The sequence below is a fragment of the Kitasatospora sp. MAA19 genome (assembly GCF_029894125.1).
GTDB lineage: Bacteria > Actinomycetota > Actinomycetes > Streptomycetales > Streptomycetaceae > Kitasatospora.
The window spans coordinates 23,012-48,372 of record NZ_JARXYZ010000049.1; the positions used below are offsets into that span (position 1 = coordinate 23,012).

Here is a 25,361-nt window from a genome sequence, read left to right on the forward strand (position 1 = left end):
TCGCCTCCGCGGCCCGGTCCAGACACCACCCGCCGGGATTTTGCCGATCCGTTACAAAAGCCTGAGTCGTAGTCAGCCGGCCACGACGCGCCGCGCGGCAAGGACCGGCCCCGCCAGCTGGGACACCTTGACCACGTCGCCGGTGCGGGGGGCCTGCACGATGAGGCCGGGGCCGATCACCATCGCCACGTGTTCGGGGGTCTCCGCGGTGCCGCGGGTGAAGACCAGGTCCCCCGCGCGCAGTGACGCCGCTTCGGTGGACACGGCCGTCCCCTCGCCGACCTGGGTGTAGGTGGTGCGGGTGAGCTGGATACCGGCGACGCCGTAGGCGCGCTGGACCAGAGAGGAGCAGTCGCAGCGGCCGGCCGGGTCCGGGCCGTGGGCGTTGGTGCAGGAGCCGCCCCACTGGTAGGGCGTGCCGAGCTGCTCCAGGGCCCAGCGGATCGCGGTGCGCACCGTCGCGGGGGTGTCGGCGGGGATCTGGTAGCCGGCCGGGAGCTCGCCGGGTGGCGTGGAGTCGGTGGCGGGGACGGCACCGGGGCAGGGGCCGTAGTCGGCCGGGGCGGGGGCGGGCACCGTGGCGGGGGCCGCGCCCAGCGTGGGGGCGATGGCCTGCTGGAGGGCGGTGGCGAGGGTTTCGTGCCGGGCGTAGGCGTCGGGGTACGCGGACTGCTGGACGCGCTGCGCGGCGGCGGTGAGCGGCAGCTGCTGCCAGCCGTCGACCTGCTGGAGGGCGGTGTAGAACTTCGTGCTGGCGTAGGCGGGGTCGAGGATCTGTTCGCGGCTGCCCCAGCCCTGGGAGGGCCGCTGCTGGAAGAGGCCCGCCGAGTCGCGGTCGCCGCCGGGCAGGTTGCGCAGGCCGGATTCCTGCAGGGCGGTGGCCAGGGCGATGACCTGGCCCCGCGCCGGGACGGACATGCGGATGCCGGTGGCGACGATCGTCGTCGCGTGGGGGATCTGTTCGGCGGGCTGGGACAGGTCGGCGGGCGTGCCCGCGCCGGGGCCCCCGGCCAGGAGGGCCTTCACCTGTTCGGTGATCCGCCCGGTGTCCTGGGCCGCCGCCGGCGCACCGGGGCACACGGCCGCGCTCTGGCGGGCGGCCGCCCTGGTGTTCTTCTGGCGGGCGGCGGCACCGGTGGCGTGCGAAGCGGCGGCGGCCACCAGCAGCAGGCCCAGCACCAGCAGGAGGCCGACTGCCGGCAGGGCCGTCTTGACGGTGGATCGCTTCCCCTCGGCTCCGGTGGTCACGGGCGCCGCCGTGGCGGTGTGGGCCGGGTGGCCCGGTTGAGGCGCTGGCGCAGCCGGTGCTGGTGCGCGGACGCCGCAGGCCGGGGGGTGGGCGGCGCGGCGCGCTGCGGGGTGGCCGGAGCCGTGGCCGGGCGCGGCGGGGTGGTGGGGCGTTTCGGGTGCGGGGGCCGGGGCGGGCGCACGGTGGCGGGGCGGGGCGCCGTCGCGGTGGCGGGCGGGCTGGCAGCGGGTGCGGGGGCGCCGTTGTTGGCGGCGCTGGTGCTGTTCGGGGGAGCGGGCGGGAGGGGAGCAGGGGGCTTGGGTCCTTGGGGCCGTCCGGCCGGGCGGGCGGGACGGGTGGGACGGGCGCCGGGGCGTGGGCGGGCTGAGCGCTGGCTGGTGGCGAGGCGGGACATCAGCGCGGTGGCGCCGATGGACTGCGGCATCGCGTAGCCGGCGGCGGCCAGCGGGTTGCCCTGTGCGAGGGCGGCGCCGGCCAGGGCGGTGCGGACCAGGACGCGGGCGGTGGTGCGGGCGGCCTGACGGGGCTTCGCGGCGGGAGTAGGGGGCGGGCTGAAGACGCTTCCGTGGGTTCCGCCGACGCGGGCCGCGGACATCTTCTGGCGCCAGGCGGTGGCGACCTGCCGGGAGCGGGTGGTGATCTGGCGGCGTTTGCGGACCGCCGCGATGCACACGACGTCGACGGCCAGGAACCGCAGGGTCAGTTCGTTGCCCCAGTCGCTCTGGGCGGGGTCGAGGACGGCCTGGAGGACCACGATGAACACGGCCAGGGCGATGATGCTGGCGATCAGCTGGCCGAGCGAGCGCAGCACGCTGGCGCACCAGTCCCACAGGAAGCCGCGGCCGGCGCCGGGGATCGTGCCGACCACCAGGGCGGGCTCGCCGCGCACCGCGTCCCAGGCGATGCGGCACTGAGCGACGAGGAAGGACCCGGCGAGCGCGCAGATCAGGACGGTGACGATGGCGGCGGCGACCAGGAGGAACAGGGCGCCGCCGACCTTGTCGAGGCTGGCCTGCTTGGCGGCGGTGACGTCGCCGGGCACGCACTTCTTCTCGAACTTATCCATGGGCGGGGTGCCGTAGTGGCTGATCGCCCACTGCAGCGCCATGTCGATGGGCGGGTCGGTGAACTGGGAGATGTAGCTCGTGTTGGCCAGGTAGCTTCCGCCGGGCAGGTAGTTGAGGGTGGAGCTGACGGTCTTCTTGATCGCGGCGGTCCTCTGTGCGGCCGCCCGCTCGAAGGTGAGCTGCTCGATCCGGGCGTGGGCGTACTCGCCCGCGCACGGCCCGTCGAAGACCCGTCCGTACTGCAGCAGCATCGCGGGCTTGACGACGAAGGCGTCGGTGAGGGCGTCGGTGAGCGGCCGGGACAGGGTGAAGCGGGTGGCGTCGCCTTCGGGGCGGGGCCCGCCGGGGTCGGCCTGGAGGATGATGCCGGCGATCTCCAGGCTGAGGCCGCGGGCGGCGGCGATGGCGCCGTGGTCCTCGCCCAGCAGCGCCTGCGGGGGAGAGGCGAGCAGCGTCGTGGTCAGCGCGGCCAGCAGGATGGACACGGCCGCGTCCCCCCAGCCCCTGGCCTTGTCCCCGAAGAAGATCCGTGCGGCGCAGATCAGCGCGCACACAGCGAGGAACAGGGACGGCAACCCCATCTCGACGATGATCCGGGCGTGCACGGAACCGGCGACGGCAAGCGCCGGCTTGAGGAGCAGCTTCGCCAGGCCGAAGCTGAGCGCCCAGGAGATCAGCCAGCAGCAGAACGCGATCAGCCACTTGGTGACCATGAAGCACAGCTCGGTCAGCAGGTTCTCGATGCCCAGGTCCCAGTCGAGCACGCCGCCGGTGTCGCTGCGCACGGTGTAGGCGGAGATGGGCAGGCCGGCGCGGTCGGTGACGTTGAAGACGCCGAGCAGCCCGCCCTCGTCGGGCAGCAGCTTGCGCAGCTGTTCCGTCTCCTTCGCCAGACGGGCCTCCTGCTCGGCTGGTGTCACCTTCTCCGACTGCTCGCGCAGGAGGTCCTGTAGCCACTGCGTCTCCTGTGGCGTCGGGCCGGCGGGCTGGGAGGGGGCCGGCGTCGGCGCGGGCTCGGCCTGCGCGGGCAGGGAGGCGACGAACACGGTGGCGGTGGCCGCGAGGGCGGCCACCGTCAGGGCCGTGCGTATCCGGGCCGCGCCCAGTATCCGAAGTCGGCGCAGCAGCGCGGCCATCAGGCGGCCCTGCCGAATGCGGCGTCCCGGCCCGGGGTGGTGTGGATCGCCTGCGCGGCGGCCTCGTCCAGCGGGATCAGCACCTTCATCAGGCCGGTGCGCCCGGCCAGGTCCCGGTACAGGCACTCCCCGGCGCGCGCCGTCTTCTCCTCCTCGGGCAGGTCGATCGGGGACAGGCCGGAGGTGACCAGGTCCAGCAGCGCCGGGTCGGTGCCGTCCAGGCCCAGGAACGCCAGGCCGCGGGCGGCCAGCGTCCGGGAGGTCTGACGGAACAGCAGCCGGTGCGGGATCAGGCCGCGCACGACGGCGCCCTTCTCGCTGTCGGCCGGCCCGATGTCGTCCGGGTCGTGCGAGCCCAGGTACGCGGCGGCGTTGTGCTTGCGGCCGTCGCGCAGCATCTCCAGCAGCAGTTCCAGTCCCTCGTCGCTGCTGGTCAGCCACCAGCACTCGTCGAAGACCACGACGCCGAACTCGTCCCGGTTCTTCATCACGGTCTCGCGTGCCACTGCCGCGATCAGGTACATCACCGCGCGGCCGAGGACCTTCTCGAACTCCAGGCGCTCGATGCGGTGGTCGCTGGCCAGCTCCGACTTCTTCGGCAGTTGCAGGGCGCTGACGGCGAACACGACGCTGTCGGCGCCCTGGGTGTCGACCACCGGCAGGCTCTCGTCGAACACCACCCGGGCCAGGTCCTTGCGCGCCACCGCGGCCAGCTTGCGGGACAGGGCACGCGCGGCGTCGTCGCCGCCGGCCCCGCGCGCCGCGAGCTCGTCGGCGAGTCGCCGCATCGACGGCGCCGGCCGTTCCAGCACCGCCTGCACCGCCTCCGACAGCGCCACGCCCTCCAGGTCCATCGGCCGCACCCCCAGCAGCAGGGTGAGGAAGCTCTCGCAGAACCGGGCCGCGGTCTTCGGGCTGTCCTGGACGAACAGCCGCAGCGGGTCCAGACTCACCGCCGCGCCCTGGTCGATACGGATGACCTGGGTCGTGCCGGGGCAGGCGCGGGCGAAACGCACCCACTCCTCGTCCCGCGTGCGGTCCACGATCACCGCGCGGCCCCGAGAACCGGGCAGAGCGGCCAGGCGGCCGCGCGCCAGCACGTTGAACACCGCGGCCTTCATCGCCACGCTCTTGCCGGAGCCGAGTTCGCCGATGAACGCCATCGAGGCGGAGGCGTTCTCCCGCGGCCCCCTCGCGGAGTCGAGCAGCACCGGCCGGGCCCCGCCCGCGGCGATCTGGACCCCGAACAGACCGCCGCGCTCGTCACCGAGCCGGCACCCGCACCACGGCATCGCCATCGCGAAATCCCGCGCCAGCAGAATCTGCGCGTAGCCCGCCATCACCCGCGGCGTGCGGCAGCCCGGCAGCATCGCCCGCCACAGATCGGTCTGCGCGCCCACCGGCCGGGCGAAGGTGTACTCGTCGCCGCCGAAGTCGGACGCCAGAGAGGCCGCCCGGTCCTGCGCCTCCTGCGCGCTCGCCCCCCACACCGCCAACGTGACCATCGCCCGGATCTCAACCTCCCGCGGCGAGGCGGTCAGCCGCTCGTGGTACTCGTCGTTGTCCTCCGCGTTGCGGGCCACCAGCGGCGGCGGCCCGGCCGGATCCCCCTCGTACTCGGCGGCCTGGGCACGCAGGTGCCGGGCCCGCTTGCGGACCTTCACCTCCGCCTGCCTGCCGGGCACGACGACCAGGCGCGCCGCCCAGTCCACCGGGTAGGCGACGTCGTCCAGCTGCTGCAGGTAGGCCGCACCAGGCAGCGTGAACGCCTCCGGCATCTGAGCCAGCGCCAGCAGCGCCTGGTGGGAGTCGCCCCACTCACTGGACACCCGCAGGAAGCGGCGCGCGAACGGGTTCGCCGGCACCACGCCGTCGGCGGTGCCCCCCTCGGCCAGCACCACGTCCTCCAGCGCGGCGATCCCGCGCCCGCGTCCGCGCAGCAGCGGCTCGCTGCCGTCCGGCAACAGCGGCTCCACCAGGCCGCGGCGGATGCTGTGCCCGTAGATCCACAGGATCTCGGCCTCGCCGGCCGGGCGCATCGCCACCCCGGCAGGCCACTGGGCCTGCATCCTGCGGGCCTGGGCCAGTCGCCGCTCGGTCTCCCCCGCGGTGACGGGCGCGGGCACCAGCCCGAGCTGGAGGGCGAACCCCGCCTTCGCCGCCGAGCAGGCCGACACCACGGCGTCCTTGGGCGAGACGGCGGGCAGCGGCACGGCGAGCCAGTCGGTGCGGCCGGTGAGCTCCATCTGTCCGAGCTGGTCCAGCACCATATGCCCCAGCTGCTCGAAGCGCGGGCTCGCGTCCAGGTCGACGCCGTCCACCATCGCGCGCACCACGGCGACGGGGTCCACCTGCGGGCACAGGCTCAGCAGCATCGGCTCGCCGACCAGGCCCTTCAACAGGGCCTCGATCGCCGCCAGCCGCGCCCGCTTCGCGGACACCGGGGCGTAGGTGTAGCTGGTGGCGTCCACCCGCCACACCGCCCAGCACGCGCCGTGCGTCGTCCAGATCACGTTGCCGGCGATGTGACGGACCGGAAGTCGTCCCACGGTTCAGTCCCCCAAAGACGTACGACGGGCAAGGAGGGCCTGCACCCCGGAGGCGACGGGCGCCTCCACCGGTACGGCAGGCCCGGCGGATCCGGTGCGGCCGACCGCGGGCAATCCCCCAGATCGCGGGTCCTCGGCCGGACCCAGCCGAGGACCCGCCCCCAAAGTGGCCAAAGCGCCGGAACTCGACGAGCGCACCGGCCGCAGCGGCCGACCGCGAAGCCGCCCGGCCCGGGGAGCGGCGAGCATCATCACCACGCTGGCCGCGGCGGCGGCCGGGTTCCGGCCGTCGACGTGCAGATGCCGCAACGCGAACGCCGCACCGAACGGCACCCCGACCAGCACCACCAGGTCCACCAGGCCGTGCCCGCCCCACACCGGCCGCAGCACCACCAGCACCACGACCGAGACGACCATCGCCCCCAACTGCGTCACCGTGTACGGCCCGCCCACCAGCCGCAAGCCGCGCCCGCCGCCGCCCGGCACCACACCCACGACGACAGGGGAGCGGCGCGCCCTGGTGTAGCAGCGCCCGACCAGGACCTCCTTGCCCTCGGGCGCGCTCACCGGTCGCCCTTCTGGACCGTCGAGGTGCTGTCGTAGTGGGTGATGTCCTCGACCGTCTTGTTCTGAAGGGTGTCCATGTTGGCCGACAGCCCCCACACGACCGCGGCCAGGATGCAGGCCATGATCGTCGGCCCCGGTGCCTTCGTCTTCCAGCCGACGACCAGGACGAACAGGCCGCACAGCACCGGGATGCCCACGGTGAAGATCAGGGCCTTGATGTCGTTGCCGAGGCTCGTTCCGGTGGAGATCCAGCCGCCGGCGAGAACAACGTCGTGCATGACGAACTCCTAGAAGCGTGAGAGAAGGAGAAGAAAGGAGAAGAGAAGATCAGGGAGAGGCGGGAGCAGCGGGCCCGGGAACCGGCGCGGCGGCGGCCTCGGCGGGGGCGCCGTCCAACGAGGCGATCTCCCACCGCCCGGCCCGGGAACTGAGCGTCAGCGCGTACGTCAGCGGCACCCGCAGCCCGTCGTGGCCGGCCGCCCGCAACACGACCAGCAGCCGCGTCCGCACGCCGTCGGCCGGCACCGAAGCCGACCCCTCGCCGCCGTGCTCGCCCTCCACCGCCAGCTGGTCGACCGTGACCGCCGTATACGGCGCCGGACTCACCGCCGCCAGCCGCACCCCCGGCGCCAGATACCGGTCCAGCTCCCCGGCCCCCGTCAGATACGACGCCAGGAACGCCGCGACGGCCTGCGTCCGCGGATCACCCGGCAACGCCGGACGCGCAGGCCCGTACACCAGCACCGGCGCCTCGACCCGCGACGGCGCCGACACCTCCGCCGGCATCGCAAGCGCCACATACCCCATCGCCCCGCCCCCCGCAGGCGACGCCGCCACCGGAACCTGGAAGTAGTGCACCGCCCCGGCCGAAGCCGCCGCCGCCTCCGCCTTCGGATCCCGCCGCCCGTCGGCAACAGGCGACGGCGACACCGGACCCGCAGAACCGGCGATACGGGCCGCCACCGTCACCGACCACACATCCCGATCCGTCTGACGCAACCGCACCACCGTCAGCTGCTCACCGCTGCGCCGCCCCGGCGCTCCCTCAAGCCGCAGCCCCGCAGCCCCCGGGAAGTAGGCGGCGAGCCTGGCCTGGTCGCCGTCCCCCGCGGAGATGAAAGCGCCGACGAACAGCTGGGCGAACCCCGCAGCACCCTGGGACCCCGTAGCGGGCTGGCCGGGAGGCGCCTGCTGACGGAGCGCCGACGCAGGTGCCGGCATGGAGTACCAAGCCGCCGCGCCGAGTACCGGCCCGAGGAGCAGCAGGCACCAGGCGGCCCAGCGGACAAGGACCGTGGAGTTCGCCCGTGCCGCGACCGACCAGCCGCCGACCTCGGCGGCCCCGTCCTCGGGAAGAGCGTCGACGGCTTCCTCGGCGGGCTGGGCGGTGTTGCGCGTCGGCAGGAACCTCACGACGCGCTCCCGGCGACGCGGATGTGGTCTCCGCACAGTTCGGCGATCCGGCGCCGCAACTGGGCCTCGGGTCGCTGGCGGAGGACCCGCAGCGAGGTGAGGACCCCAGCGGCGTCGTCGGTGAGGAAGGCCCGAAGGCGCTCGTGGACATCGGTGTCGAAGGGGCGGTGGACCAGGGCGGCGCCGAGCCCGATCAGCAGCCGCTGCGCGCGGGCCACGAGTTCCTCGTCGGCGTCGAGTCCGACGGCCTGGACACCGTGGGGTGTGGTCATCTTCGTCTCCAAGAGGGAAGGGAACGGGGTCAGCAGGGCACCGAGGCGGCCGAAGGCCGGCCGGAAGCAGGGGCGACGGGGCGGTAGACGCTGACGGACTCGCAGCTCTTGCCGGCGACGGCGGCGAGGTGTGCCAGCAGGTCCCAGGCGTCGAGCGTCCAGGCGTGGTCGTCGCCGAGGAGGAGAGCGGAATCGGCGACCAGACGCGAGGCCGCCTCCAGCGCGGCGGTCGGGCCGTTCTCCGCGAGGACCGTGCGGGCCGCCTCGTACCGCTGGCGGTACCAGTACGGCGGCACCGGCCACGGCGGCGGCGCGTACGCGGCCGATGGAACCGTGACGGGTAGCGCCGGGCGCCGCCAGGTCGCCTCCGCGGGTGCCTCGGTGTGCGGGCGGCGCAGCGCGCGGACGGTGCGTGCGACGAGCGGAGCCGGCCAGAGCACCACCACCACGGCCCAGACGAGGGCGGCGGTGAGGGCGGCGGCGGGGCCGTGGCCGGTCTCGCGTCGGCGGATGCCGCCGCTTATCCCGGTGAGCGCAAGGTAGGCCCAGCCGGCCGCGAAGTAGCAGAGCACGCCCAGCACGAGCAGGCGCGCGGAGTCGGTGAGCCCGAGGGTGAGGGCGGGGATCGGCAGCGAAGACACGGGTGACCTCCAAGCGAGGGGTAGGGCGGGGCGCGGGTCAGGCGGTGGGGCGCAGCGAGGCCTTGAGGGCGTGCACTGCGCGGGAGCGGCGGCGCTGCCAGGCCCCGGGGGTGGTGCCGGCGAGGGCGGCGGCCTGGGCGTCCGAGACGGGTGAGTCCGAGTAGTGCCAGGCGATGGCCCGCCCGTCGGCCGGGGACAGGACGCCGGACTCGACGGCGTCGACGAGGAGCTCCAGCAGTTCGAGGCGGCTGCGGTCCGTCTCTTCCTCGGTGTCGAGGCCCGCGGCGGTGGCCGCCGCGTGCACGGTCAGAGCGTGGGCGTGGTCGAACGGGCTGGGGCTGGCGTCGGATCGGGTCTCAACCGCGGCCACGTCGGCACCGAGCGGCTCGCGGTCGGCGCCGAACTCGCGGCACGCGCGGCTTAGCGCGTCTAGCACGAGGTTCGCGGCGGGCCGGCCGGGACGGGTGTGAATGCGGCCCGAGACCGTGGTCTCGTACAGCGCGGCGACGACCACCTGGGCGACGTCCTCGAAGGAACGGCCGCCGAAGGGGCGCACCTGGCTCCGGGCCAGACGAACCGCCGCCGGCACCATCGTCTGCAGCACGATGCGTGCGGCGAGCCCCGCCAAACCACCAGCACCGCACGCGCGCCTCAGAAGAGCACGCAGTACCTCGTCGGACAGGCCGTCACCGAGCCCGTTCCGGCCAGGGCGGAGAGCGGCGAGCACCTGCTCGGGACCGAGATCCCAGGCCCAGGAACCGGCGGCCGCGGCGACGGCGGGCGCCAGGCGGTCGGCGGCCAGCCATCCGGTTACGGCGGCGCGCACGGACTCGTCCACGCACAGCAGCGCCCAGTCGGCGTCCAGGCGTCCGAAGATCCCGGGGGAAAACGAGGGGGTGGTCACGGCACCCTCCTTTCGGATCGATGCCGTGAACTCTCCTCACACCCGCTTGCCCGACGGCTTGCCCGATCCACGAAAAGCGCAGGCCACAGGCTTGCCCATCGAATCGGGCAACCGGGCAAGCCCCGACGTACACCGGGCAAGCCCGGCTTGCCCGGAACCTGGAGACCGCATCCGCGGCGTGCACAGAGCCCGAACACGGGCTTGCCCGGTGAGGACGATGATGGGCTTCAAGGCAGGTGGGGCATCGAGGTCGGAGCCACCGTGTCTACGCGAGATCCGAGGGACCAGCGCCGCCCGCGACCTGCCGAGCCGAGCCGCGCGGCGGCCGAGTGGATCGGTGTCGGCGTCGACGCCAGCACGGTGAAGCGGTGGCGGCGGCACACCTTGTCGGCGACGGGTGAAACAGAATTCAGCCGCCGCCGACAGCCGACACACCTCGCCGTGAAGGGCGCGGGCCACGTGCGAGGACGAGCGGGGCGGCAAGGCACAGTCGTGCCCGAGCGCGCCGACGTCGGATCCGGTCCAGGTGCTTCGACCGAAACACCTGGACCGGGGTCCGCACAGCATGTCCGCTCGTGCTCGGCGATCCCGGTAGGCGTGCCAGCCAGGCAGCCAGCCCAGCGGCGCCGACACCTCGGCCGCCTCGCCCGGGTTGCTTCGGCAGGGTGCTGGACCGTTGTCTGGTCAGTGGGACGGGAAGTTGCACCGGGAGTTGCGCCGAGCGTCGCAGCCGAGTTCCATGGCGAAAGGCGTCTCTGCAGGTCAGGCCCGGCGGGCAAGCGGACCCGGCCCACCGACACCTCTTCCTCGCGATAGCCGAGGAAGAGCCCAACCTGAAACGGGACGGCTGCGTCGACGTCCGCGGCTGCCCGGCCCGCCCTCCGCCCGCCTGTGCACCCGCGTGGTGTCTGCGGTCAAGTTCGGACAGTCGGTCGGTTACCGGCCGGGTGCAGCGTCCTCGATGGCGGCGAGCAGGCGGGCATGGACAGCGCCGGCGGCTTCGCGGGTGGCCGGGTCTGGGTCCTCCAGCTGCGGGGCGATCAGCTCGGCGGCCGCCGCGAGGACCGGTACCGGGATGGTGGCCTCGCGCAGGTGGAGGAGCTGGGCGGCGGCCCGCTCGCTGGGGGTGGTGGCCCGGGACTGCGGGATCAGGGAGGTGAGGCCGCGGGGGAGGGGCTGATTGCTGGTCACCTGTCCTATTCTTCCGTGCCCCGGGTGTCGGTGATCACCATGGTCGGTTGCCGGGTTCCCCGTCCGGCAGGTGGCCGTGGTGGTGGCGGGCGACGGCCTCGAGCAGCGCGGCGCGCGCTCGGCGCCAGCGGACGTCCTCGATGCGGCCGGCGTCGGCGGCCAGCTCGGGCAGCGGCCGGTCCTGGGCGGCCGCGGTGAGGTCGGCGCCCAGGGCACTGATCGCTTGCTGCCAGTCGGCGAGCTCCAGCAGCAGGCCGCGCACCAGCCGGTCGACGGCGGCCGCCGGGTCGGTGCCGAACGCCCGGGCCTCTGCTGCGGCCTCGGCGAGGACGTCCTCGTCCAGGTCCTCGAACGCCTCCCGCCACGGCTCCGCCCGCTGCTCGAAGCGCTCCAGGACGGCTTGCAGCTCGGCCTCGACGGCGGCCGGCGACCACGGCGGCGAGGTGCGCGGCGGGCGGATGGTGGCGGACAGCATTCGTCCGGCACCGGGGGCGAGCCCGCGCCGGGCTGTTCTGCTCATCCGGCCGGCGCCTCGGCGGCGGCCCGGCCAGCCGCGGTGGCGGCGTCCAGCTCGGCGGCGAGCACCTCGAGCTCGCGCGCCAGGTCGCCGAGCACGCACGACGGCATGGCGGCGGCGATCGCGCAGACGGCGATCAGCGGCATCCGCTCGCCGGCGTGGAGCTCGGGCAGCGTGCCGGTGGTGTGCGAGGCACCGAGCACCACGTCCGCCGCCAGCGTGTAGCGCAGCTCCTCGGTCAGCAGACCGTCGCTGCCCGGGATGATCTCGCGACTGCTCGCCTGGGCGATCGCCTCGGCCACCCGCTCCAGCAGCCGGCCGTGGTCCTCCTCGCCCTGGTGGCCGGCCAGCTCGCGCACCCACGCGGCCGCCGCCTCCCCCGCGCCGGCCGCCAGGTGCAGCGCCGCCAGCTCGGCCGCGCGCTGCACCTGGTCCTTGGGGGCCTTGGCCTCGTCGAGGGCCGGGGTGTGGAGCGGCAGCGGGGCGGTCGGCAAGGTCGTCATACCGGGTGCAACCGCGAGCGGGACCGGACAGTCACGGGTGCAGCAAGGACGACCTTGCTACATCGGACGCTGCTGCACCTGGTGCAGCAAGGCGACCCTTGCTGCACCAGGTGCAGCGCTGCGCAGCGGGGACAACCTGCGCGTGCGCAGCGCGCTGGGCGGGACAACATGCGGGACAACACGGCTGGCGGGCGCATGCGGGGGCGGGACAACCTGCACGCGGGCGGCCCGGTACGGAATCCGGAGCGGTGCGAAATTCCCGGCAGCGACCGGCATCGGACGCCGGGAGGCAAAGCGCCCCGGGGCGAAATTCGGTTGCCGCGCCTGGTTACGATCACACCATGGAAAGCGAACCGGTTCGAAATAACGGCGGTGAGGTGGCGCTGTTCGAGCTGGACGGAGACCAGGTCGAGGGCGCGCGCTGTGAGGGGCCGGATTGCGAGGAGCCGCTGCCGCCGCGCGAAGGCCGGGGCCGCCGCTTGAGGTACCACTCGCAGGCCTGCAAGAGCCGCGCCGACCGGGCCCGTGCCAAGGCCCGGACCACTGGTGTGCCCGCCCCGGCTGCCGGCGCCCCGGGCGGCGAGCAGGCCGCCGAGCCGCAGCCGGACCAGCCGCTTCCCGGGCAGCGGCAGCAGCTGCTCGACGTCGCCGACGCGGTCCGCCTGCGCACCGACGCCTTCCTGGCCGCTGTGGACGACGACCCGCAGACTGCCTACGCCGAGCTGGCCCGCGTGATCCCCGCGCTGTCCTCGCTGCTGCTTGCCCGGGCGCAGGAAGTCTGGGACGCGGCCCACCCGGGGGCGGCCAGGACGGACGGAAATACGAACCGGGGCGATTTCCCGGCACCATCCGGGGACGCGCCCGGCGCCGGTGAAACGCCCCGGGGCGAAACTCCGGCAGAGCCGAGCCCCCACCCGGGCGCTGGTAATACGCCCCGGGGCGAAAACACCACCGACACCACCGGCGGGACGGGGACGGCCGACACCCTCGCCGCCGCCGACGCGAACGCACCGCTGCGCACCGCGGTTGCCGACCCGTACGCCCGCTTCGGCCGGCCCGACCGGCTGGACGACCTGGCGGTGACGTTCGGCGCCGGCTGGGAGCTGGCGATCTGGAGCGCGCCCGGGGTTGAGCTGCTGCTGCACGACGGCACGCCGCAGGGCTGGACCTGCCGCCTGCCGGACGGGCCGTGGGGCGTGGGCGGCTGGATCGCCGTCCAGCACCTGGGCGACGGTCGGCCCGGTCGGTTCGTCGCCGACCACTTCGGCCGCCCCCAGACGTACGACAGCGCCGACCTCGCCCTGGACGTCTTCCACCGCGCCGCCGCCCCGGCCGCCCCGCCGACCCCGGCCGAGCCCGACGGGATGCCCGTGCCGGACCTGGCGCTCGGAGCAGCCACCGGCTGGACGCCGCCCACCCTGCGCGGCCTGGGCGACCCGCGCCGCGACTACGCCCTCGGCGGCGGCCTGGTCCACCTCACCTGGCCCGGCCGCTCCGACGTCCAGGCCCTCGAACAGCGCGGCCGCCTGGCCGGCTGGACCGAGGTCTACGACAACGACGGCTCCTGGATCGCCCTCATCAACGGCCACCCCGTCGCCGACGCCGCCGACAACCTCCCCCTGCTCTCCACCAACCCCAACGACGCCCTCACCCTGCTGCGCCTGGCACTGGAACGGGACCTCGGCAGCATCCCGCCCGGCTGGGTGCTTCCCCGCCCCGTGGGGTGATCCCGGGCACGGACAAACCGGGAGGACAAGGCCCTTGACTGGGGCAAACCGGGCAGGACAAGGGGGGTGGTCAAGGGTCAGGACAAGGGGCTGGGCAAGACGTTGGCCAAGGGGTCGTGTGGATCGTCGAGTGCGCCCGGGTGCTCGCCCGGGTGCCGGGCCGGCCACCCGCCGCACGGTGGGCAGCGGAAGCCCGGCGAGCTGGCCGATGGTTTCGACGCCGTAGCGCACCAGGGCGCGTTCCAGCACCGGCCCGACGCCGGGCAGGGCCCGTACGGGCTGGGCGTGGAGGACGGCCAGGGCCTCGGCGGGGTCGTCGCCGATCCGGACGGCGCCGAGCTCGGTGGTGTCGGCCAGCAACTGGGCCAGCATGCGGGTGCGCGCTCCGCCGACCGCGGCGAGCAGGCCGAGGTGCGAGGCGAGCCGGGGCCGCACCAGGTCGGCGATCCCGGCCGGGCTGCGGCCGAAGTACTTCAGCGCGCCGATCACGTCGAGGACGGCAGCGCGGAAGGGCCTGCACGACGGGCGTGATCTGGGCGAGGACGTCGAACAGCTTGGTGTAGACCTCGAACGACGGGCTGGAGAGCCGCAGGTGGAGGCCCTTGTGCGGCGGGCGCTCCTGAATGGTGCGGGGGAAGGCCCGCGCGGGGCTCTGCCTGGGCCGGGGAGAGGAAGGCCGTGAAGGCCCGGCCGGCGAGGCACCGGTTGGTGAGGGCCGGCAGTGGGTCCGGCCGTGGGCGGGGCATGGGCTGTCGTCCCCTTTCCGGTTGGGGGATCGCGTGGGCGCGGTCGTGAGGCCGGGGCGACTTCTCACTCTTTCGGGTGTGGTTCGCCAAACCTCTTGAACTTTGCCTCACTGTGAGTCAAAGTCTGATGTGTCGTCAAGAGGAGGTCGAGATGCCCACCGTCACCACCACCAGCGCCGCCATCCGAGCCGGGGTCACGGTGGCCACCATCCGCACGTGGTGCCGCACCGGCGCCATCGCCGCCGTCAAGCAGGCCGGCAAGTGGGCCATCGACGCCGCCTCCCTCACCTACCGCATCAAGCTCCCCTCCCTGCTGCGCAAGACCCCCTCGCCCATCGTCCTCACCGCCGACATGGTCGTCGCCCTCGGCGGCCGCCGCTGGCAGAAGAACGGCATGGACCGCGTCTACATCAGCGACTGGGCCGAGTTCGCCGGACTGGACGTCTCCTACTACGGCTCCGGCAACGTCAGCGGCGCCACCCTCCGGGGACGCGCCATCGCCAACAGCCGCGCGGGACGCCTCCTCGGCGCCATCGACAGGCTGTGGTTCGACGCCGCTGACGGCAGGCTCCACGCCCGCCACTACGACGCCGACGCCGTCGACATCCGCTACCTCGACGGCGCCCGCGACACCGTCAACCTCCTGGCCCGCACCTTCGCCGGCATCAAGACCGCCGCCGCGGCCCTGTGACCGAAAGGAACCCGCCATGCCCACCGTCACCGCCGCCCTGCTCCGCCAGCTCCTCGACAGCTCCGCCGAGAACCCCGTCCTCTACGTCAGCGCCGACAGCGACACCCCCGAACTCGACGTCTGGGCCGGGGCCCTCGTCGACAACGGCACGGTCGTCATCACCCGCACCGAACTGACCGACTGGCTCGGCGACGACTGGACCGACGCCGACCTGCGCGAGTACCTGCCCGCCCTGCAGGAGACCGCCGACAGCATCACCGGCGCCCACTGACCACACCGGGAGAACCCGTGACCACGACCACCACGTACGGCAGCTGGCTCAACCACGCCAAGCACAGCCTCACCCCCGAGGCCGTCATCCTCGACTACATCAACGGCGGCGGCACCGAATGGTGTGGACGCGTCGCCGAGAGCGGCGCGTTCGACCTCATGGCCGGCGACTACCGCGACGCCGTGCAGAGCAGACTGCCGGACGGCGTCCAGCTGACCGGCGACGAGTTCATCGGCCCGGCAGACGAGGCCGGCCGGAACCAAAACGACGACCTCGACATCGGCGGGATCATCGATGGCGTCGATGTCGGCCCGATCGTCGAGCGCTGGGATCCCGACGCCGAGTGGACGATAGAGGACGTCGCCGACCGCATCAACGCGGGCAGCACCGGCTCCGCCCGCAAAACCCTCTCCCGCTGGGGCGTCAAAGCCTCCGTTCGCCAGGCCGGCCGCGGCGGCCAGTCGGTCTACCGCGCCGAGCGCGTCCTCACCGCCATGAACCACCGCCCCGGACAGGGCGCCCGCACCGACCTCAGCAACTCCCAGTAGACGGGTGCAGCCGGGGTGGGCGTGAAGCCCCGTCACCATCGGGCTTCACGCCCACCCCGGCCGAACCCCTGCCATGGTCATCCCGATGTGGGTCCCGCAGGGCGGCCGAAGCGCCGACCCGCCCGGTCGCCGGCCGCCAGCGCGATACCGGGCCCACCGTTAACCGGCATGGAGAACGAGTGACCGCCACCACCACTCCCCCCACCGCACCCGCGCTCCCGCACCCCCGCACCGGACAACCCGAACTGCGCCCCTACCAGCGGGAGGCCATCGCCGCGATCAGCGCGGGCCTGGCAAGCGGCGGATCCGGGCAGTGGCACGCCTGCTGCGGGTCGGGGAAGACCCTGGTCGCCCAGCGCGCCGCCGAGGAGATCCTCGGCGCCACGGGCACCGTCGCGGTCCTCGCCCCGTCCCTGACGCTCGTGGCCCAGACCCTCGCGTCCTGGCACCGCCACACCGCCACGGGGCCGATCGAGTCCCTCGCCGTCTGCAGCGACGACACCGTCGCCGACGCCGCGACACACCTGTCCGACTTGACGTGCCCGGTCACCACCGACCCCACGCAGATCACGGCATGGCTGCGCACACCGGCCCGCGGCCGCCGCCTGCTGGCCGGCACCTACGCCTCCGCCGACCGGCTCGCCCTTGCCGTGCGCGCGGCCGGCACCCCGCTGGACCTGCTGATCCTCGATGAGGCGCACCACCTCACCGGCCGCCCGGACCTCGCCACACGGCGCATCGTGGACCGGGCGCACCTCCCGGCCATCCGCTCCCTCTACCTCACCGCCACACCCCGGCTGGAGAACCTGCAGGAGAACCGCCCCGGCCTGCTGTCCATGTCGGACAGCACCGTGTTCGGTCCCGTCCTACACACCTATCCGGCCGCACGCGGCATCGCCGAGGGCTACCTGGACGACTACCGCATCGCCGTCGTCGGCATCTCCGACAGCGAGATGCGCGCCATACTGGCCGACTCCGCAGCCGAGTACATCGACCGGCCCGGCGCCCCCGCCCTGCAGACCGTCGTCGCCCAGGCCGCCCTCATCAAGGCCCGCGACCGCTTCGGACTGCGCAGCGCCCTGACCTTCCACCACCGGATCGACGCAGCCGCCGAGTTCGCCCGCACGCTGCCCGCCACCGCCGCCCGGCTCGGCGGCGACCCCACCGCCCTGTACGCCGGCCACGTCCACGGAGATATGCCCCACGCCGTACGCGGCCGGATCCTCAAGCGCCTCGAACACGTCCCCGACGGCCAGTGGGCCGCCGTCGCCTCCGCCCGCTGCCTGTCCGAAGGCGTCGACGCCCCCGCCGTGGACGCGGTCCTGTTCGCCCATCCCAAGGAATCGGCAGTCGACATCGTCCAGGCCGTCGGCCGAGCCCTGCGCCGCCGCTCGGACACCCCCGGAATGTCCACCATCATCATCCCCGTCGCCGTCCCCGACAGCGACGGCGAGATCGGCGACCTCGACGCCGGCGACTACCGCACCCTGTGGCAGGTCATCCGCGCCCTGCGCGCCCACGACGAACCCCTCGGCATCGCCCTGGACCTCCAGCGAGGCCAGGACGTGACGTCCGGCCCGAAACTGCCCGCGAAGATCAGCATCGTGCTGCCCTCGGGCACCTCGCAGCACATCATCGACCAACTCACCGTGCTGACCGTCCGCCAGACCACCTCACCGTGGTGGGAGCAGTACAACCTCGCCCGAACCTTCCACACCGAACACGGCCACCTCGACATCCCGCTGCGCCACGTCACCGACGAGGGCGCCGCCCTCGGACAGTGGCTGGTGCAGCAACGCACGTTCCACAAGAAGGGCTGGCTGAGCGCCGACCGCATCGCCGCCCTCGACGCCCTCGGCGTCGTCTGGGATCCGATCGAAGCACGATGGCGGCAGAACCTCGCCGCCGTCGCCGCCTGGCGCCTGCGCCACGGCCACCTCGACATCCCGCAGGACGCCGTCGTCACCACCGACGACGGCACGAGCCTGCAGATCGGACAATGGCTGGTCAAACAGCGCAGCAGCTACCGCCAGGGAACTCTCGCCCCCGAACGCGCAGCCGCCCTCGACGCCCTGCGCATCGAATGGGATCCCATCGAGGCCGGCTGGCGGCGCAACATCCAAGCCTGGCTCGACTACCGCGCCGCCCATAACGCGGCCGACGTCCCCCAGCGCCACGTCACCGACGACGGCCTGCGCCTGGGCGCCTGGGTCAGCCAGATGCGGGCCAAACGCGCAACCCTGCCCGACCAGCGCGTCGCCCAGCTCGACGCCGCCGGCTTCACCTGGCAGGGACGGCCCCGCTGGAGTCGACACCTGGACGCCGCCCGCGCCTTCCACACCGAACACGGCCACCTCGACCCCGAACCAGGCACCACCGTCGACGGCATCGACGTCGCGGACTGGCTGCGCAAACAGCGCCGCGCCCACCAGAACGGAACCCTGAACGCGGACCTGACCGCCGCCCTGCAGGAACTCGGCATCGTCTGGAGGACCCTCCCACAACAGGACCCGTTCGAAGCCGGACTCGCCGCAGCTCGGGCCTTCCACGCTGAGCACGGGCACCTGCGCCCACCCCACAAGACCGTCCACCGGGGCATCAACCTCTCCGCCTGGCTGACCCGCCAACGCGGAAACCACCGCAACGGCACGCTGCCTCCCGGGCGCGCCGCCCAGCTCGACGCCCTCGGCATGGTCTGGGACCCGGATGGCGAGGACTGGCAGCGCCTCCTCGCCGCCGCAACGGCCTTCCACGCCCAGAATGGCCACCTTCGCCCGCAGGCCAAGGCGGTGCAGGACGGATTCCCCCTGTCCGACAGCCTCATCAGGGCCCGCAAACGCTGGCGCCTCGGACGCCTCAGCGATCAGCAGATCGCCGACCTCGACGCCCTGGGCATGCAATGGGAGGTCCCCAAGGGACGGATCCGCCCGCCCAAGGCGTGACGACGTTCTGCTGGACGGTATGGCGGCGCCGTGGCCCTTCCGCAGCAGCCTCGCTGCCCACCCGGGCGAGGCGCCCCCAGTGCCACTGAAAGGCGAAGTGCCCCGGCCCGGACACCGGGCGGGGCGAGCCCGGGAGAGCAGGTCTGCGCCTGGAGGTGGTGTGGGGCGGGGAGTTCCCGCGCGTTTCGTGGACGGCGCGGGCTGGGTGCCGTCGGTGGGGGTTGCGGGCGTCGCGGCCGGTGGGCGGACGGCGGGTCAGGAGGTGGTGCGCCGTCGTCCCTGGCGGGAGGTGCGGACTTTCTCCAGGGAGTCGGGGCCGGTGATGTCAGCGACGGACCGGAAGACGCCGTCCTCGCCGTAGGCGCCGGCGGCCTCGCGCCAGCCGTCGGGGCGCACACCGCGCTGCTTGCCGAGCAGGGCGGTGAAGATCTGGGCCTTCTGCCGGCCGAAGCCCGGCAGTTCGCCCACGCGTCGCACGAGCCGCCCGCCGCTGTCGGCGTCCTCCCACACGGCGGCGGCCCGGCCGTCGTAGCGGGCGACCAGGAAGCGGCACAGCTCCTGGATCCGGCGGGCCATGAAGGCCGGGTACTCGTGCACGGCGGGCCGGGCCGCCAGCAGCGCGGCGAAGTCCGACGGGCTGTATTGCGCGATCTCGTGCGCGTCGAGGTCCTCCCGCCCCATGCGCCGCGCGATGGCCATCGGTCCGGCGAATGCCCGCTCCGCCGCCACCTGCCGGTCCAGCAGCGCCCCCACCAGCAGGGCCAGCGGGCTGCGTGTCAGCAGGGCGTCGGCGTCGGGCTGCTGTGTGATGCGTACCGCGGTCTCCACCAGCACCGGCCTGCTCGGGACGGATGATCGGCTCATCCGCCCAGTCTGGCCGGGCAGGGTCGGGAGAGGAGGAGCAACACACGCACCCCGGCACGGGCGCGGGGCCGGACGGGGCGTCGGCACCGTCATCCGGGTGACGGACCCCGGTTCACCCGCTCCGGTAGCAGCACCGACGGCAACGGCCCCGGCGGGATCTCCCGCCGGGGCCGCAGGGATTCTCGGTCCCTTGCAATGCGTGCCCACGCTACAACCTCGCACCGACATGGGTGAGCGCTCAGACCTGCCCTGGGCTATTCCTGTGCTCGGAGACGAACGAAGCGGACCGTGCCGTGGCGCCCGGTGCCCGCCACCACTTCGGCCGTGGGATAGGGCTCGGAGAGCCATCGGACCGCCGGGCCGGTGTCGCCTGCCGCCCCGGGGGCCGCTGCTGGCCCTGTCACGGGAAGCACCAGGAGCGGCAGGAGAAGGAGGCCGCCGCCGCGCTCGAGCGCCTGGAGGAGGCCCGCGCGGCGAACGCGGAGCTGCGCTCGTGTTGGACGTTTCGGGGCTCGATCGGCGGGGAGGAGGGCTCACTGCTGGAGCTCGCGGAGAAGGCCGGCCCGGGTCGGTTGGAGTGTCCGCAGTGCGTCAGCGACCGGGAGGTGGAGGGGCTGGGCCCGTTGGTGCTGCCGGCCCCGACCAAGCGGGATTTGGTGGCCGTGCTGGTGTCCGCTCCGGGCGATCCGTGGTGGGAGGACCGCGTGCTTCACGCGAAGCTCTACCCGGTGAGGGACCGCAGGGTGTGACCTGTTGGTGTTGTGGGGCGTGGAATGGCCCTACACGCCGGGTTGTCTGGACCTTTGGTTGGACCTGTTGGGGTGGTGGGTGGGTGGCTGGGGTGGTGACTGTGTGTGGTGGTGGGTGGGGTTGGGGGCCGGGTCGGCTGCTGGCGGGGGTCGGTTCGGTGTTGCGGGTTGTGTTCGGGCGTGAATTCGGCCGGATATTCCGTGCTGCTGCTTTTGTGGATTGGTTGCTTGTGGTGGTTTGAATTCGGGTTGTAATCGCTGGGTGCGGGGATGGGTGTTCGGTTTTGGCGGCCGGTTCCGCTGTCCACAGGTCCGGCGGCGGAGGCTGCGCGGCATGATGACCAGTACCTGCTCGGGGGTCTGCCGGGACCACGCCGATCCGACCGCCCGCCACCGGGGTTGTTGCCCTGTCGGGGCCTACGGCACCGTCCGGGACCAGCTCCTGGCCCTCCTCGCTCGGCACGTCGACGGCCAGCCGCTGCACCTGGAGCGCCGGCTGCGCCGGGACAAGACGACGGCCCGGGCGGTCGAGCGGCTGGCTGTCTGGCTTGGCGTCAGGCCCGGCACGGTGTGGCGGCACGCCCGCGGCACCCACTGGCCCGCCGGCGCCCGGCTGCGCCGTGCGGTGGCGTGCCAGCTGCGGCTGTCGGCGTACGGCCTCAGTTCCCCAGGTGCGTACAGACGAACGTCCCCAGCTGTCAGGCCACCTCGGTGTCTCGCTGAGTGGTCGGCTCCGGAAGTCCTTCGGGGGTTGACGGCGGAGGTGGGGCTGTGGCTGGCGTCTGGTCAGATGTCGGGGACGGCGAGGTGGAGCCGGCAGGCACAGTCGAGTGCGTCTGCGGCGGCTCCCATGGGGCGGCCGGTGGGCACCAGGGAGTCCTCGTAGCGATCGCTGCTGGCGTAGTAGGGGGTGAATCCCCATCTGCCGACGGCGCCGGTGTAGCGCAGGCGCGTCAGCTTGCCCCGTTCGCCGTCGGCCAGTTCGGCCTTCACGCAGGCGAAGGCTCCGTGGCGGCGGACATGCAGCTGCTCCATCTGCGGCCAGGCGGGTGCGGCCGTGCTCACCGCCTCCATCGTGCGCCGCTGGCGATCACCCGGGCCACCGGCCTGCCGCATGCCGTGCCTTGCCCGTTGCCGTCGCCCGCCGCGCGCATCCGCAGCCGGCTCCCGGACGGCGTCGGCCAGTTACCCGGCGACCTGCCGGAGGTTTCCCCGCTGCGGCACCTGCTCCTCGGGGACTGGCGCGGTGGTAAGCACCGGGCTGACGCGGAGTACCAGCCGCAGCACCTCGGGATCGCGCCCGGTCTTGGTCGGGCTAGCTTGCTAGCAAGCTAGCAACGAGCTAGCCTGGTCTCGTGGGCGATGAGGAAGTCAAGCAGTTCAACGTGTACCTGCCGATCGGGCTGATCAAGCAGGTGAAGTACCGCGCCATCGAGTCGGGCATGTCGCTGTCGGCACTGGTCGCCGAGGCGCTGCGTGCCTACCTCGACGACGCCCATGGGCAAGAGTGCCAATCGACCGAGAAGGAGGCCTGACATGGCGACCGAGGGAATCGAGGCCCTGTTCCTGGAGACCCACAACTGGGGCAAGGCGGCACGTTTCTTCCAGGCGCTGGGCTACGACCTGGAGTTCGAGACGGGCCACAGCTCCGGCCAACTCCGCAACGGCGACGGTCCCTACGTCTTCATCGCGGAGGTCCCCGAGGACCGGGAGCCTCAGATGCAGGTCGTGCTGAAGGTGCCGGACGCGGACGCGTTCCGTGCCGATCCGTCCGTCGAGGTGGTCACGCCGTTCGAGGACACCCACTTCGGGACCAGGTTGATGACGGTCCGCGACCCCGACGGGCGGTTGTGGAGCCTCCAGGCTCCGGTCAAGAACTGACTGCGACGGAGAAGGGGAACACCATGGCAGACGAAGCGACCGCGGCGCCGGACGGCACCGCGGTGCGGACCGCCCTCTGGCGGGCGATGCACGTCCAGGTCGACCGGCCGCCCCACGTGTTCGAGGACGAGATCGGCCTGGAACTGGCGGCCCCCGACGGCGACTGGCGCCACCGGCCCGACATGGACCCGCACCTCACCAGCGGGTTCCGGGCGGCCATGGCAGCCCGCGCCCGGTTCATCGAGGACCTGGTCATCGAGCAGGCCGACCGCGGCGTCACCCAGTACGTCATCCTGGGAGCCGGGCTGGACACCTTCGCCCAACGCAGGCCGGAGACCGCCTCCCGCCTGCGGGTCTTCGAGGTCGACCAGCCCGGCCCGCAGGCGTGGAAGCGCCGTCGGTTGGTCGAACTGGGCTACGGCATCCCCGACTGGCTGCAGCTGGTGCCGGTCGACTTCGAGGCGAGCGAGGACTGGCTGAAGAAGCTGGTTGCCGTCGGCTTCGACCCCGGTCGGCCGGCGTTCATCGCGTCCACCGGCGTCACCATGTACCTCACCGAGGACGCCACCGCGGCCACCCTGCGCCAGATCGCCGGGCTCGCCCCCGGCTCCACACTCGCGATGACCTTCCTCCTGCCGCCCGACCTGCTCGACGAGGCCGACCGCCCCGGCCTGCGGGCGAGCAGGGAAGGTGCGCGAGCGTCCGGAACGCCGTTCATCAGCTTCTACACCCCGAAGGAGATGCTGGCCCTCGCCCGCGAATCCGGTTTCGCGGACGCCCGACACGTGTCGGGGGCTTCGCACGCCGGGCGCTACTTCGCCGATCGCACCGACGGCCTTCGCCCGTCGACCGGAGAGGACATGCTGCTCGCCATCACCTGACCCTCGTCGACCCGTCGAATCGGGCAAGGACGGTCCAGCCAGTCGTCCGCCTCGGCGGCGGCCTGGGACCCGACGGCGATGCCGTCGGGTCCTTTCATCACGTGGCCTCACCGACCAAGCAGCAGAGTGCCGGGGAAGGGTCCTCGACACACATCAAGAAGTGGCCACGTTCATCCGTACGCGGCTGGGGACGTTCAGCTGTACGCCGACAGCGGCAGGAGTCTGTGTGGTCGAGCTGGCCGTGCAGGAGGCACGGCGAGCCAAGGAAGCGGCGTGGGACGCCCGTCGGCGGTCGGCTCGGGAGTAGGTGCTGGTGCTGTCGCGTTGCCTGTCGCATGGGGTGCTGTCGCGCCCTGTGACGTGGGCGGATATCCCTCAGCCCCTGTCTGTGGTCCGGGCGCGACAGCACCCGCGACAGCCGCGGGGCGGGTTGTCGTCCGGGGCCGCCGGACCGTTGGGCGTCGGCCGCTGCCGGGGGTCGCCGACCGCCAGGCGCTGGCCGTCCGGGGCTGCCGCCCACGGGCCGCCGGGTACGGCGGGGACGGCTGCCGCTGTCGGGGCCGGTCTTGTTCTGGTGGTGGTGCTCGGCGGCTGGGTGGCCTGGGTGGTGGGTGGGGGTGTGCAACGAGGGGTGCAACAGGGCGTTGCGACGGGGTGCGACACGGGGCGGTGTTGCGGGTCTGACCTGGTGTTATGTGGCCGGGGGCGGGTGGGTGTGTTGCACCGCTGTGTTGCACCGGGCTGCGCGGGTGCGCCGGCCTCGGTTGCTCCCCGCCGCCCCGCCCGCCCCGTCCTGTGCTGCGCTCCGCTGCTGGGCCCTGGCCGCCGTCCTGGTCGGCCGCCAGGCCGTCCCGCTGCGCCTGGTCCGGCGGTCCTGCCGCCGGGAAGCCCTGGTGGCGCCGCCAGGGCCGTGCCCTGACCGCCCGCTGCGCCCGGCTCGGCCGCCCTGGCCGCCCTGGCCGCCGTGCCTGCTGCCCGCGGCTGCGGCCTGGCTGCCGTCCTGGCCCGGTGTTCGGTTTGGTGTTGTTGCTCCGGGAATTGCTCTGTTGACGCTGAGTGGGATTTTCTGGACGGCTTGGAACGGCGGCCGCGGTGTCGGTGGAGAGGGCCGTAGGCCCCTTTCCGGCGTGCCTGAATTTGATTCCTGCCCGCTGCGCCTCGCGGGCCTTTCTGATTTCGCCATGAAAGAGAGCGGAAGGGAATTCGTATTCTCACCGGGAGTGTCGCCTGATAGAGCCGGGTTGGATGGTTGCGGCGAGGTCTGATGTTCGTGTCTCGCGCTCATCTGGGGGCCGGTAGGATAGAGCGGTACGGCGCTCCAGGAAACGCGCCCAGAACGCCGCCGGATACGCCCCGGATACCCGGTCTGGATTCTCGTTTGAGGGCCCGTCAGGGGCCGCCGTGCGGGGTGCCCGTGAGGGCCCGCCACCCGGGCCGGTCAGGCCCGAGCCGGACCGGTGGCCCCAAGGTACCTCCCGAGGGCCGCAGGCCCCGCCCCAGGGGCGGAGGATGGGCCGCCAGCCCAGCAACCAGGCGGTGGACCGGCCATCGGCCGGGACTGGGGGAGGGGGCCCGGGGGTGAGGTTGTGACTGATACCCGAAGTCCGCGACACATCGTCAACGCCCAGGGCCGCAGGCCCGGGCCGGCACCCTCGCCCGATCGGGGGAAGGGGCTGCTACCCGAATTTCGCGTCACATCGTCAACGCTCACCCCCGGGCGCAGTCCGGGAGAGGCTGCCAGCCAATCGGACAGTAGGGCCGTGAAAACACCGGCCAAACAGGGCGGGAAATCCGATCGATTGACGGGCCGTAGGCCCGGTGCAAATGCCACCGATAGGCGGAGCGCAGCGACGCCCGACGCCCGCAATCAACCACCCAAGCATGTCTGCGAATTCGCCGCAGGCGAATTCCCCCAATCACCCACCGCCTGCCCCGGCGTAGCCGGGGCCACGCCACGCACGGTGACGGCGCAGCCGGCACCCCCGCACCTGGCGGTGCGTCAGCGCCGCCGCATTTCCGCCAGGAAATGCTCAAGCCGCAGGCTTCCGCCCC

24 protein-coding genes are annotated in these 25,361 nt (G+C 73.2%); 10 read left to right on the plus strand and 14 right to left on the minus strand.

What is annotated here, in order from left to right; genetic code table 11:
• Positions 1-72 precede the first annotated feature (72 nt).
• The 12 genes from P3T27_RS38085 to P3T27_RS38140 form a co-directional block, all read right to left on the minus strand.
• On the minus strand, positions 73-1,248 hold the full coding sequence (locus tag P3T27_RS38085) for a C40 family peptidase (protein WP_280685919.1): 1,176 nt from the start codon (positions 1,246-1,248) through the stop codon (positions 73-75).
• Positions 1,245-3,452, minus strand: a complete 2,208-nt coding sequence (locus P3T27_RS38090) for a hypothetical protein (RefSeq protein WP_280685920.1) — start codon at positions 3,450-3,452, stop codon at positions 1,245-1,247. The genes P3T27_RS38085 and P3T27_RS38090 overlap by 4 nt, the downstream gene beginning before the upstream one ends.
• Positions 3,452-6,001: an ATP-binding protein gene (locus P3T27_RS38095; protein WP_280685921.1), complete on the minus strand. Its 2,550-nt coding sequence runs from the start codon at positions 5,999-6,001 to the stop codon at positions 3,452-3,454. Before P3T27_RS38095 ends, P3T27_RS38090 begins: the two co-directional genes overlap by 1 nt.
• Before the next feature lie 3 nt (positions 6,002-6,004).
• Entirely contained in the window at positions 6,005-6,568 is a 564-nt protein-coding gene (locus P3T27_RS38100) for a hypothetical protein (RefSeq protein ID WP_280685922.1), read from the minus strand.
• Positions 6,565-6,846 (minus strand): hypothetical protein, encoded by a 282-nt coding sequence (locus tag P3T27_RS38105; protein ID WP_280685923.1) that lies wholly within the window; start codon positions 6,844-6,846, stop codon positions 6,565-6,567. Before P3T27_RS38105 ends, P3T27_RS38100 begins: the two co-directional genes overlap by 4 nt.
• A 49-nt stretch (positions 6,847-6,895) precedes the next feature.
• Complete coding sequence (locus P3T27_RS38110; RefSeq protein WP_280685924.1) at positions 6,896-7,981, minus strand: conjugal transfer protein; 1,086 nt, start codon at positions 7,979-7,981, stop codon at positions 6,896-6,898.
• Positions 7,978-8,253 carry a hypothetical protein gene (locus tag P3T27_RS38115; RefSeq protein WP_280685925.1) on the minus strand — a complete coding sequence of 92 codons (276 nt, stop codon included), beginning with the start codon at positions 8,251-8,253 and terminating at the stop codon, positions 7,978-7,980. Before P3T27_RS38115 ends, P3T27_RS38110 begins: the two co-directional genes overlap by 4 nt.
• 29 nt (positions 8,254-8,282) lie before the next feature.
• Positions 8,283-8,894, minus strand: coding sequence for a hypothetical protein (locus P3T27_RS38120; protein WP_280685926.1), 612 nt, complete (start codon positions 8,892-8,894; stop codon positions 8,283-8,285).
• Positions 8,895-8,931: 37 nt separating this feature from the next.
• Positions 8,932-9,798 (minus strand): hypothetical protein, encoded by an 867-nt coding sequence (locus tag P3T27_RS38125; RefSeq protein ID WP_280685927.1) that lies wholly within the window; start codon positions 9,796-9,798, stop codon positions 8,932-8,934.
• A gap of 936 nt (positions 9,799-10,734) precedes the next feature.
• On the minus strand, positions 10,735-10,989 hold the full coding sequence (locus tag P3T27_RS38130; protein WP_280685928.1) for a hypothetical protein: 255 nt from the start codon (positions 10,987-10,989) through the stop codon (positions 10,735-10,737).
• Between the two features lie 34 nt (positions 10,990-11,023).
• Positions 11,024-11,509 (minus strand): hypothetical protein, encoded by a 486-nt coding sequence (locus P3T27_RS38135; RefSeq protein ID WP_280685929.1) that lies wholly within the window; start codon positions 11,507-11,509, stop codon positions 11,024-11,026.
• Entirely contained in the window at positions 11,506-12,009 is a 504-nt protein-coding gene (locus P3T27_RS38140; protein WP_280685930.1) for a hypothetical protein, read from the minus strand. The genes P3T27_RS38135 and P3T27_RS38140 overlap by 4 nt, the downstream gene beginning before the upstream one ends.
• A gap of 341 nt (positions 12,010-12,350) precedes the next feature.
• Between P3T27_RS38140 and P3T27_RS38145 the strand changes: the two genes are divergently transcribed.
• The 6 genes from P3T27_RS38145 (at position 12,351) to P3T27_RS38170 (ending at position 18,934) form a co-directional block, all read left to right on the plus strand.
• Entirely contained in the window at positions 12,351-13,736 is a 1,386-nt protein-coding gene (locus P3T27_RS38145) for a hypothetical protein (RefSeq protein ID WP_280685931.1), read from the plus strand.
• Positions 13,737-13,802: 66 nt separating this feature from the next.
• Positions 13,803-14,267: a hypothetical protein gene (locus P3T27_RS38150; protein ID WP_280685932.1), complete on the plus strand. Its 465-nt coding sequence runs from the start codon at positions 13,803-13,805 to the stop codon at positions 14,265-14,267.
• Between the two features lie 366 nt (positions 14,268-14,633).
• The gene (locus P3T27_RS38155; protein WP_280685933.1) at positions 14,634-15,173 is read left to right on the plus strand and encodes a hypothetical protein; all 540 of its coding nucleotides are present in this window, start codon (positions 14,634-14,636) and stop codon (positions 15,171-15,173) included.
• Between the two features lie 16 nt (positions 15,174-15,189).
• Entirely contained in the window at positions 15,190-15,444 is a 255-nt protein-coding gene (locus P3T27_RS38160; protein ID WP_280685934.1) for a hypothetical protein, read from the plus strand.
• A 17-nt stretch (positions 15,445-15,461) separates the two neighbouring features.
• Positions 15,462-15,992 carry a hypothetical protein gene (locus P3T27_RS38165; protein ID WP_280685935.1) on the plus strand — a complete coding sequence of 177 codons (531 nt, stop codon included), beginning with the start codon at positions 15,462-15,464 and terminating at the stop codon, positions 15,990-15,992.
• A 179-nt stretch (positions 15,993-16,171) separates the two neighbouring features.
• Entirely contained in the window at positions 16,172-18,934 is a 2,763-nt protein-coding gene (locus P3T27_RS38170) for a DEAD/DEAH box helicase (protein ID WP_280685936.1), read from the plus strand.
• 255 nt (positions 18,935-19,189) lie between these two features.
• Here P3T27_RS38170 and P3T27_RS38175 read toward each other — a convergent pair whose 3' ends face one another.
• Positions 19,190-19,798 carry an HhH-GPD-type base excision DNA repair protein gene (locus P3T27_RS38175; RefSeq protein ID WP_280685937.1) on the minus strand — a complete coding sequence of 203 codons (609 nt, stop codon included), beginning with the start codon at positions 19,796-19,798 and terminating at the stop codon, positions 19,190-19,192.
• A 293-nt stretch (positions 19,799-20,091) separates the two neighbouring features.
• Here P3T27_RS38175 and P3T27_RS38180 point away from each other — a divergent pair, with 293 nt between their 5' ends.
• Positions 20,092-20,547 (plus strand): hypothetical protein, encoded by a 456-nt coding sequence (locus tag P3T27_RS38180; protein ID WP_280685938.1) that lies wholly within the window; start codon positions 20,092-20,094, stop codon positions 20,545-20,547.
• 786 nt (positions 20,548-21,333) lie between these two features.
• Here P3T27_RS38180 and P3T27_RS38185 read toward each other — a convergent pair.
• Positions 21,334-21,612, minus strand: coding sequence for a hypothetical protein (locus tag P3T27_RS38185; RefSeq protein ID WP_280685939.1), 279 nt, complete (start codon positions 21,610-21,612; stop codon positions 21,334-21,336).
• A gap of 290 nt (positions 21,613-21,902) precedes the next feature.
• Here P3T27_RS38185 and P3T27_RS38190 point away from each other — a divergent pair, with 290 nt between their 5' ends.
• From P3T27_RS38190 to P3T27_RS38200, 3 genes are read left to right on the plus strand one after another with little or no spacing between them, the layout of a single operon-like run.
• Complete coding sequence (locus P3T27_RS38190) at positions 21,903-22,082, plus strand: CopG family transcriptional regulator (protein WP_280685940.1); 180 nt, start codon at positions 21,903-21,905, stop codon at positions 22,080-22,082.
• Between the two features lies 1 nt (position 22,083).
• Positions 22,084-22,428, plus strand: coding sequence for a VOC family protein (locus P3T27_RS38195; protein ID WP_280685941.1), 345 nt, complete (start codon positions 22,084-22,086; stop codon positions 22,426-22,428).
• A 23-nt stretch (positions 22,429-22,451) separates the two neighbouring features.
• Complete coding sequence (locus tag P3T27_RS38200) at positions 22,452-23,309, plus strand: class I SAM-dependent methyltransferase (protein ID WP_280685942.1); 858 nt, start codon at positions 22,452-22,454, stop codon at positions 23,307-23,309.
• The last annotated feature ends 2,052 nt before the right edge of the window (positions 23,310-25,361 follow it).

Excerpts from the sequence above, each read along its gene's own strand:
- P3T27_RS38090 (WP_280685920.1), bottom strand. The coding sequence starts at position 3,452 with ATGGCCGCGCTGCTGCGCCGACTTCGGATACTGGGCGCGGCCCGGATA.
- P3T27_RS38105 (WP_280685923.1), bottom strand. The coding sequence starts at position 6,846 with ATGCACGACGTTGTTCTCGCCGGCGGCTGGATCTCCACCGGAACGAGC.
- P3T27_RS38115 (WP_280685925.1), bottom strand. The coding sequence starts at position 8,253 with ATGACCACACCCCACGGTGTCCAGGCCGTCGGACTCGACGCCGACGAG.
- P3T27_RS38135 (WP_280685929.1), bottom strand. The coding sequence starts at position 11,509 with ATGAGCAGAACAGCCCGGCGCGGGCTCGCCCCCGGTGCCGGACGAATG.
- P3T27_RS38140 (WP_280685930.1), bottom strand. The coding sequence starts at position 12,009 with ATGACGACCTTGCCGACCGCCCCGCTGCCGCTCCACACCCCGGCCCTC.
- P3T27_RS38145 (WP_280685931.1), top strand. The coding sequence starts at position 12,351 with ATGGAAAGCGAACCGGTTCGAAATAACGGCGGTGAGGTGGCGCTGTTC.
- P3T27_RS38155 (WP_280685933.1), top strand. The coding sequence starts at position 14,634 with ATGCCCACCGTCACCACCACCAGCGCCGCCATCCGAGCCGGGGTCACG.
- P3T27_RS38160 (WP_280685934.1), top strand. The coding sequence starts at position 15,190 with ATGCCCACCGTCACCGCCGCCCTGCTCCGCCAGCTCCTCGACAGCTCC.
- P3T27_RS38175 (WP_280685937.1), bottom strand. The coding sequence starts at position 19,798 with ATGAGCCGATCATCCGTCCCGAGCAGGCCGGTGCTGGTGGAGACCGCG.
- P3T27_RS38195 (WP_280685941.1), top strand. The coding sequence starts at position 22,084 with ATGGCGACCGAGGGAATCGAGGCCCTGTTCCTGGAGACCCACAACTGG.
- P3T27_RS38200 (WP_280685942.1), top strand. The coding sequence starts at position 22,452 with ATGGCAGACGAAGCGACCGCGGCGCCGGACGGCACCGCGGTGCGGACC.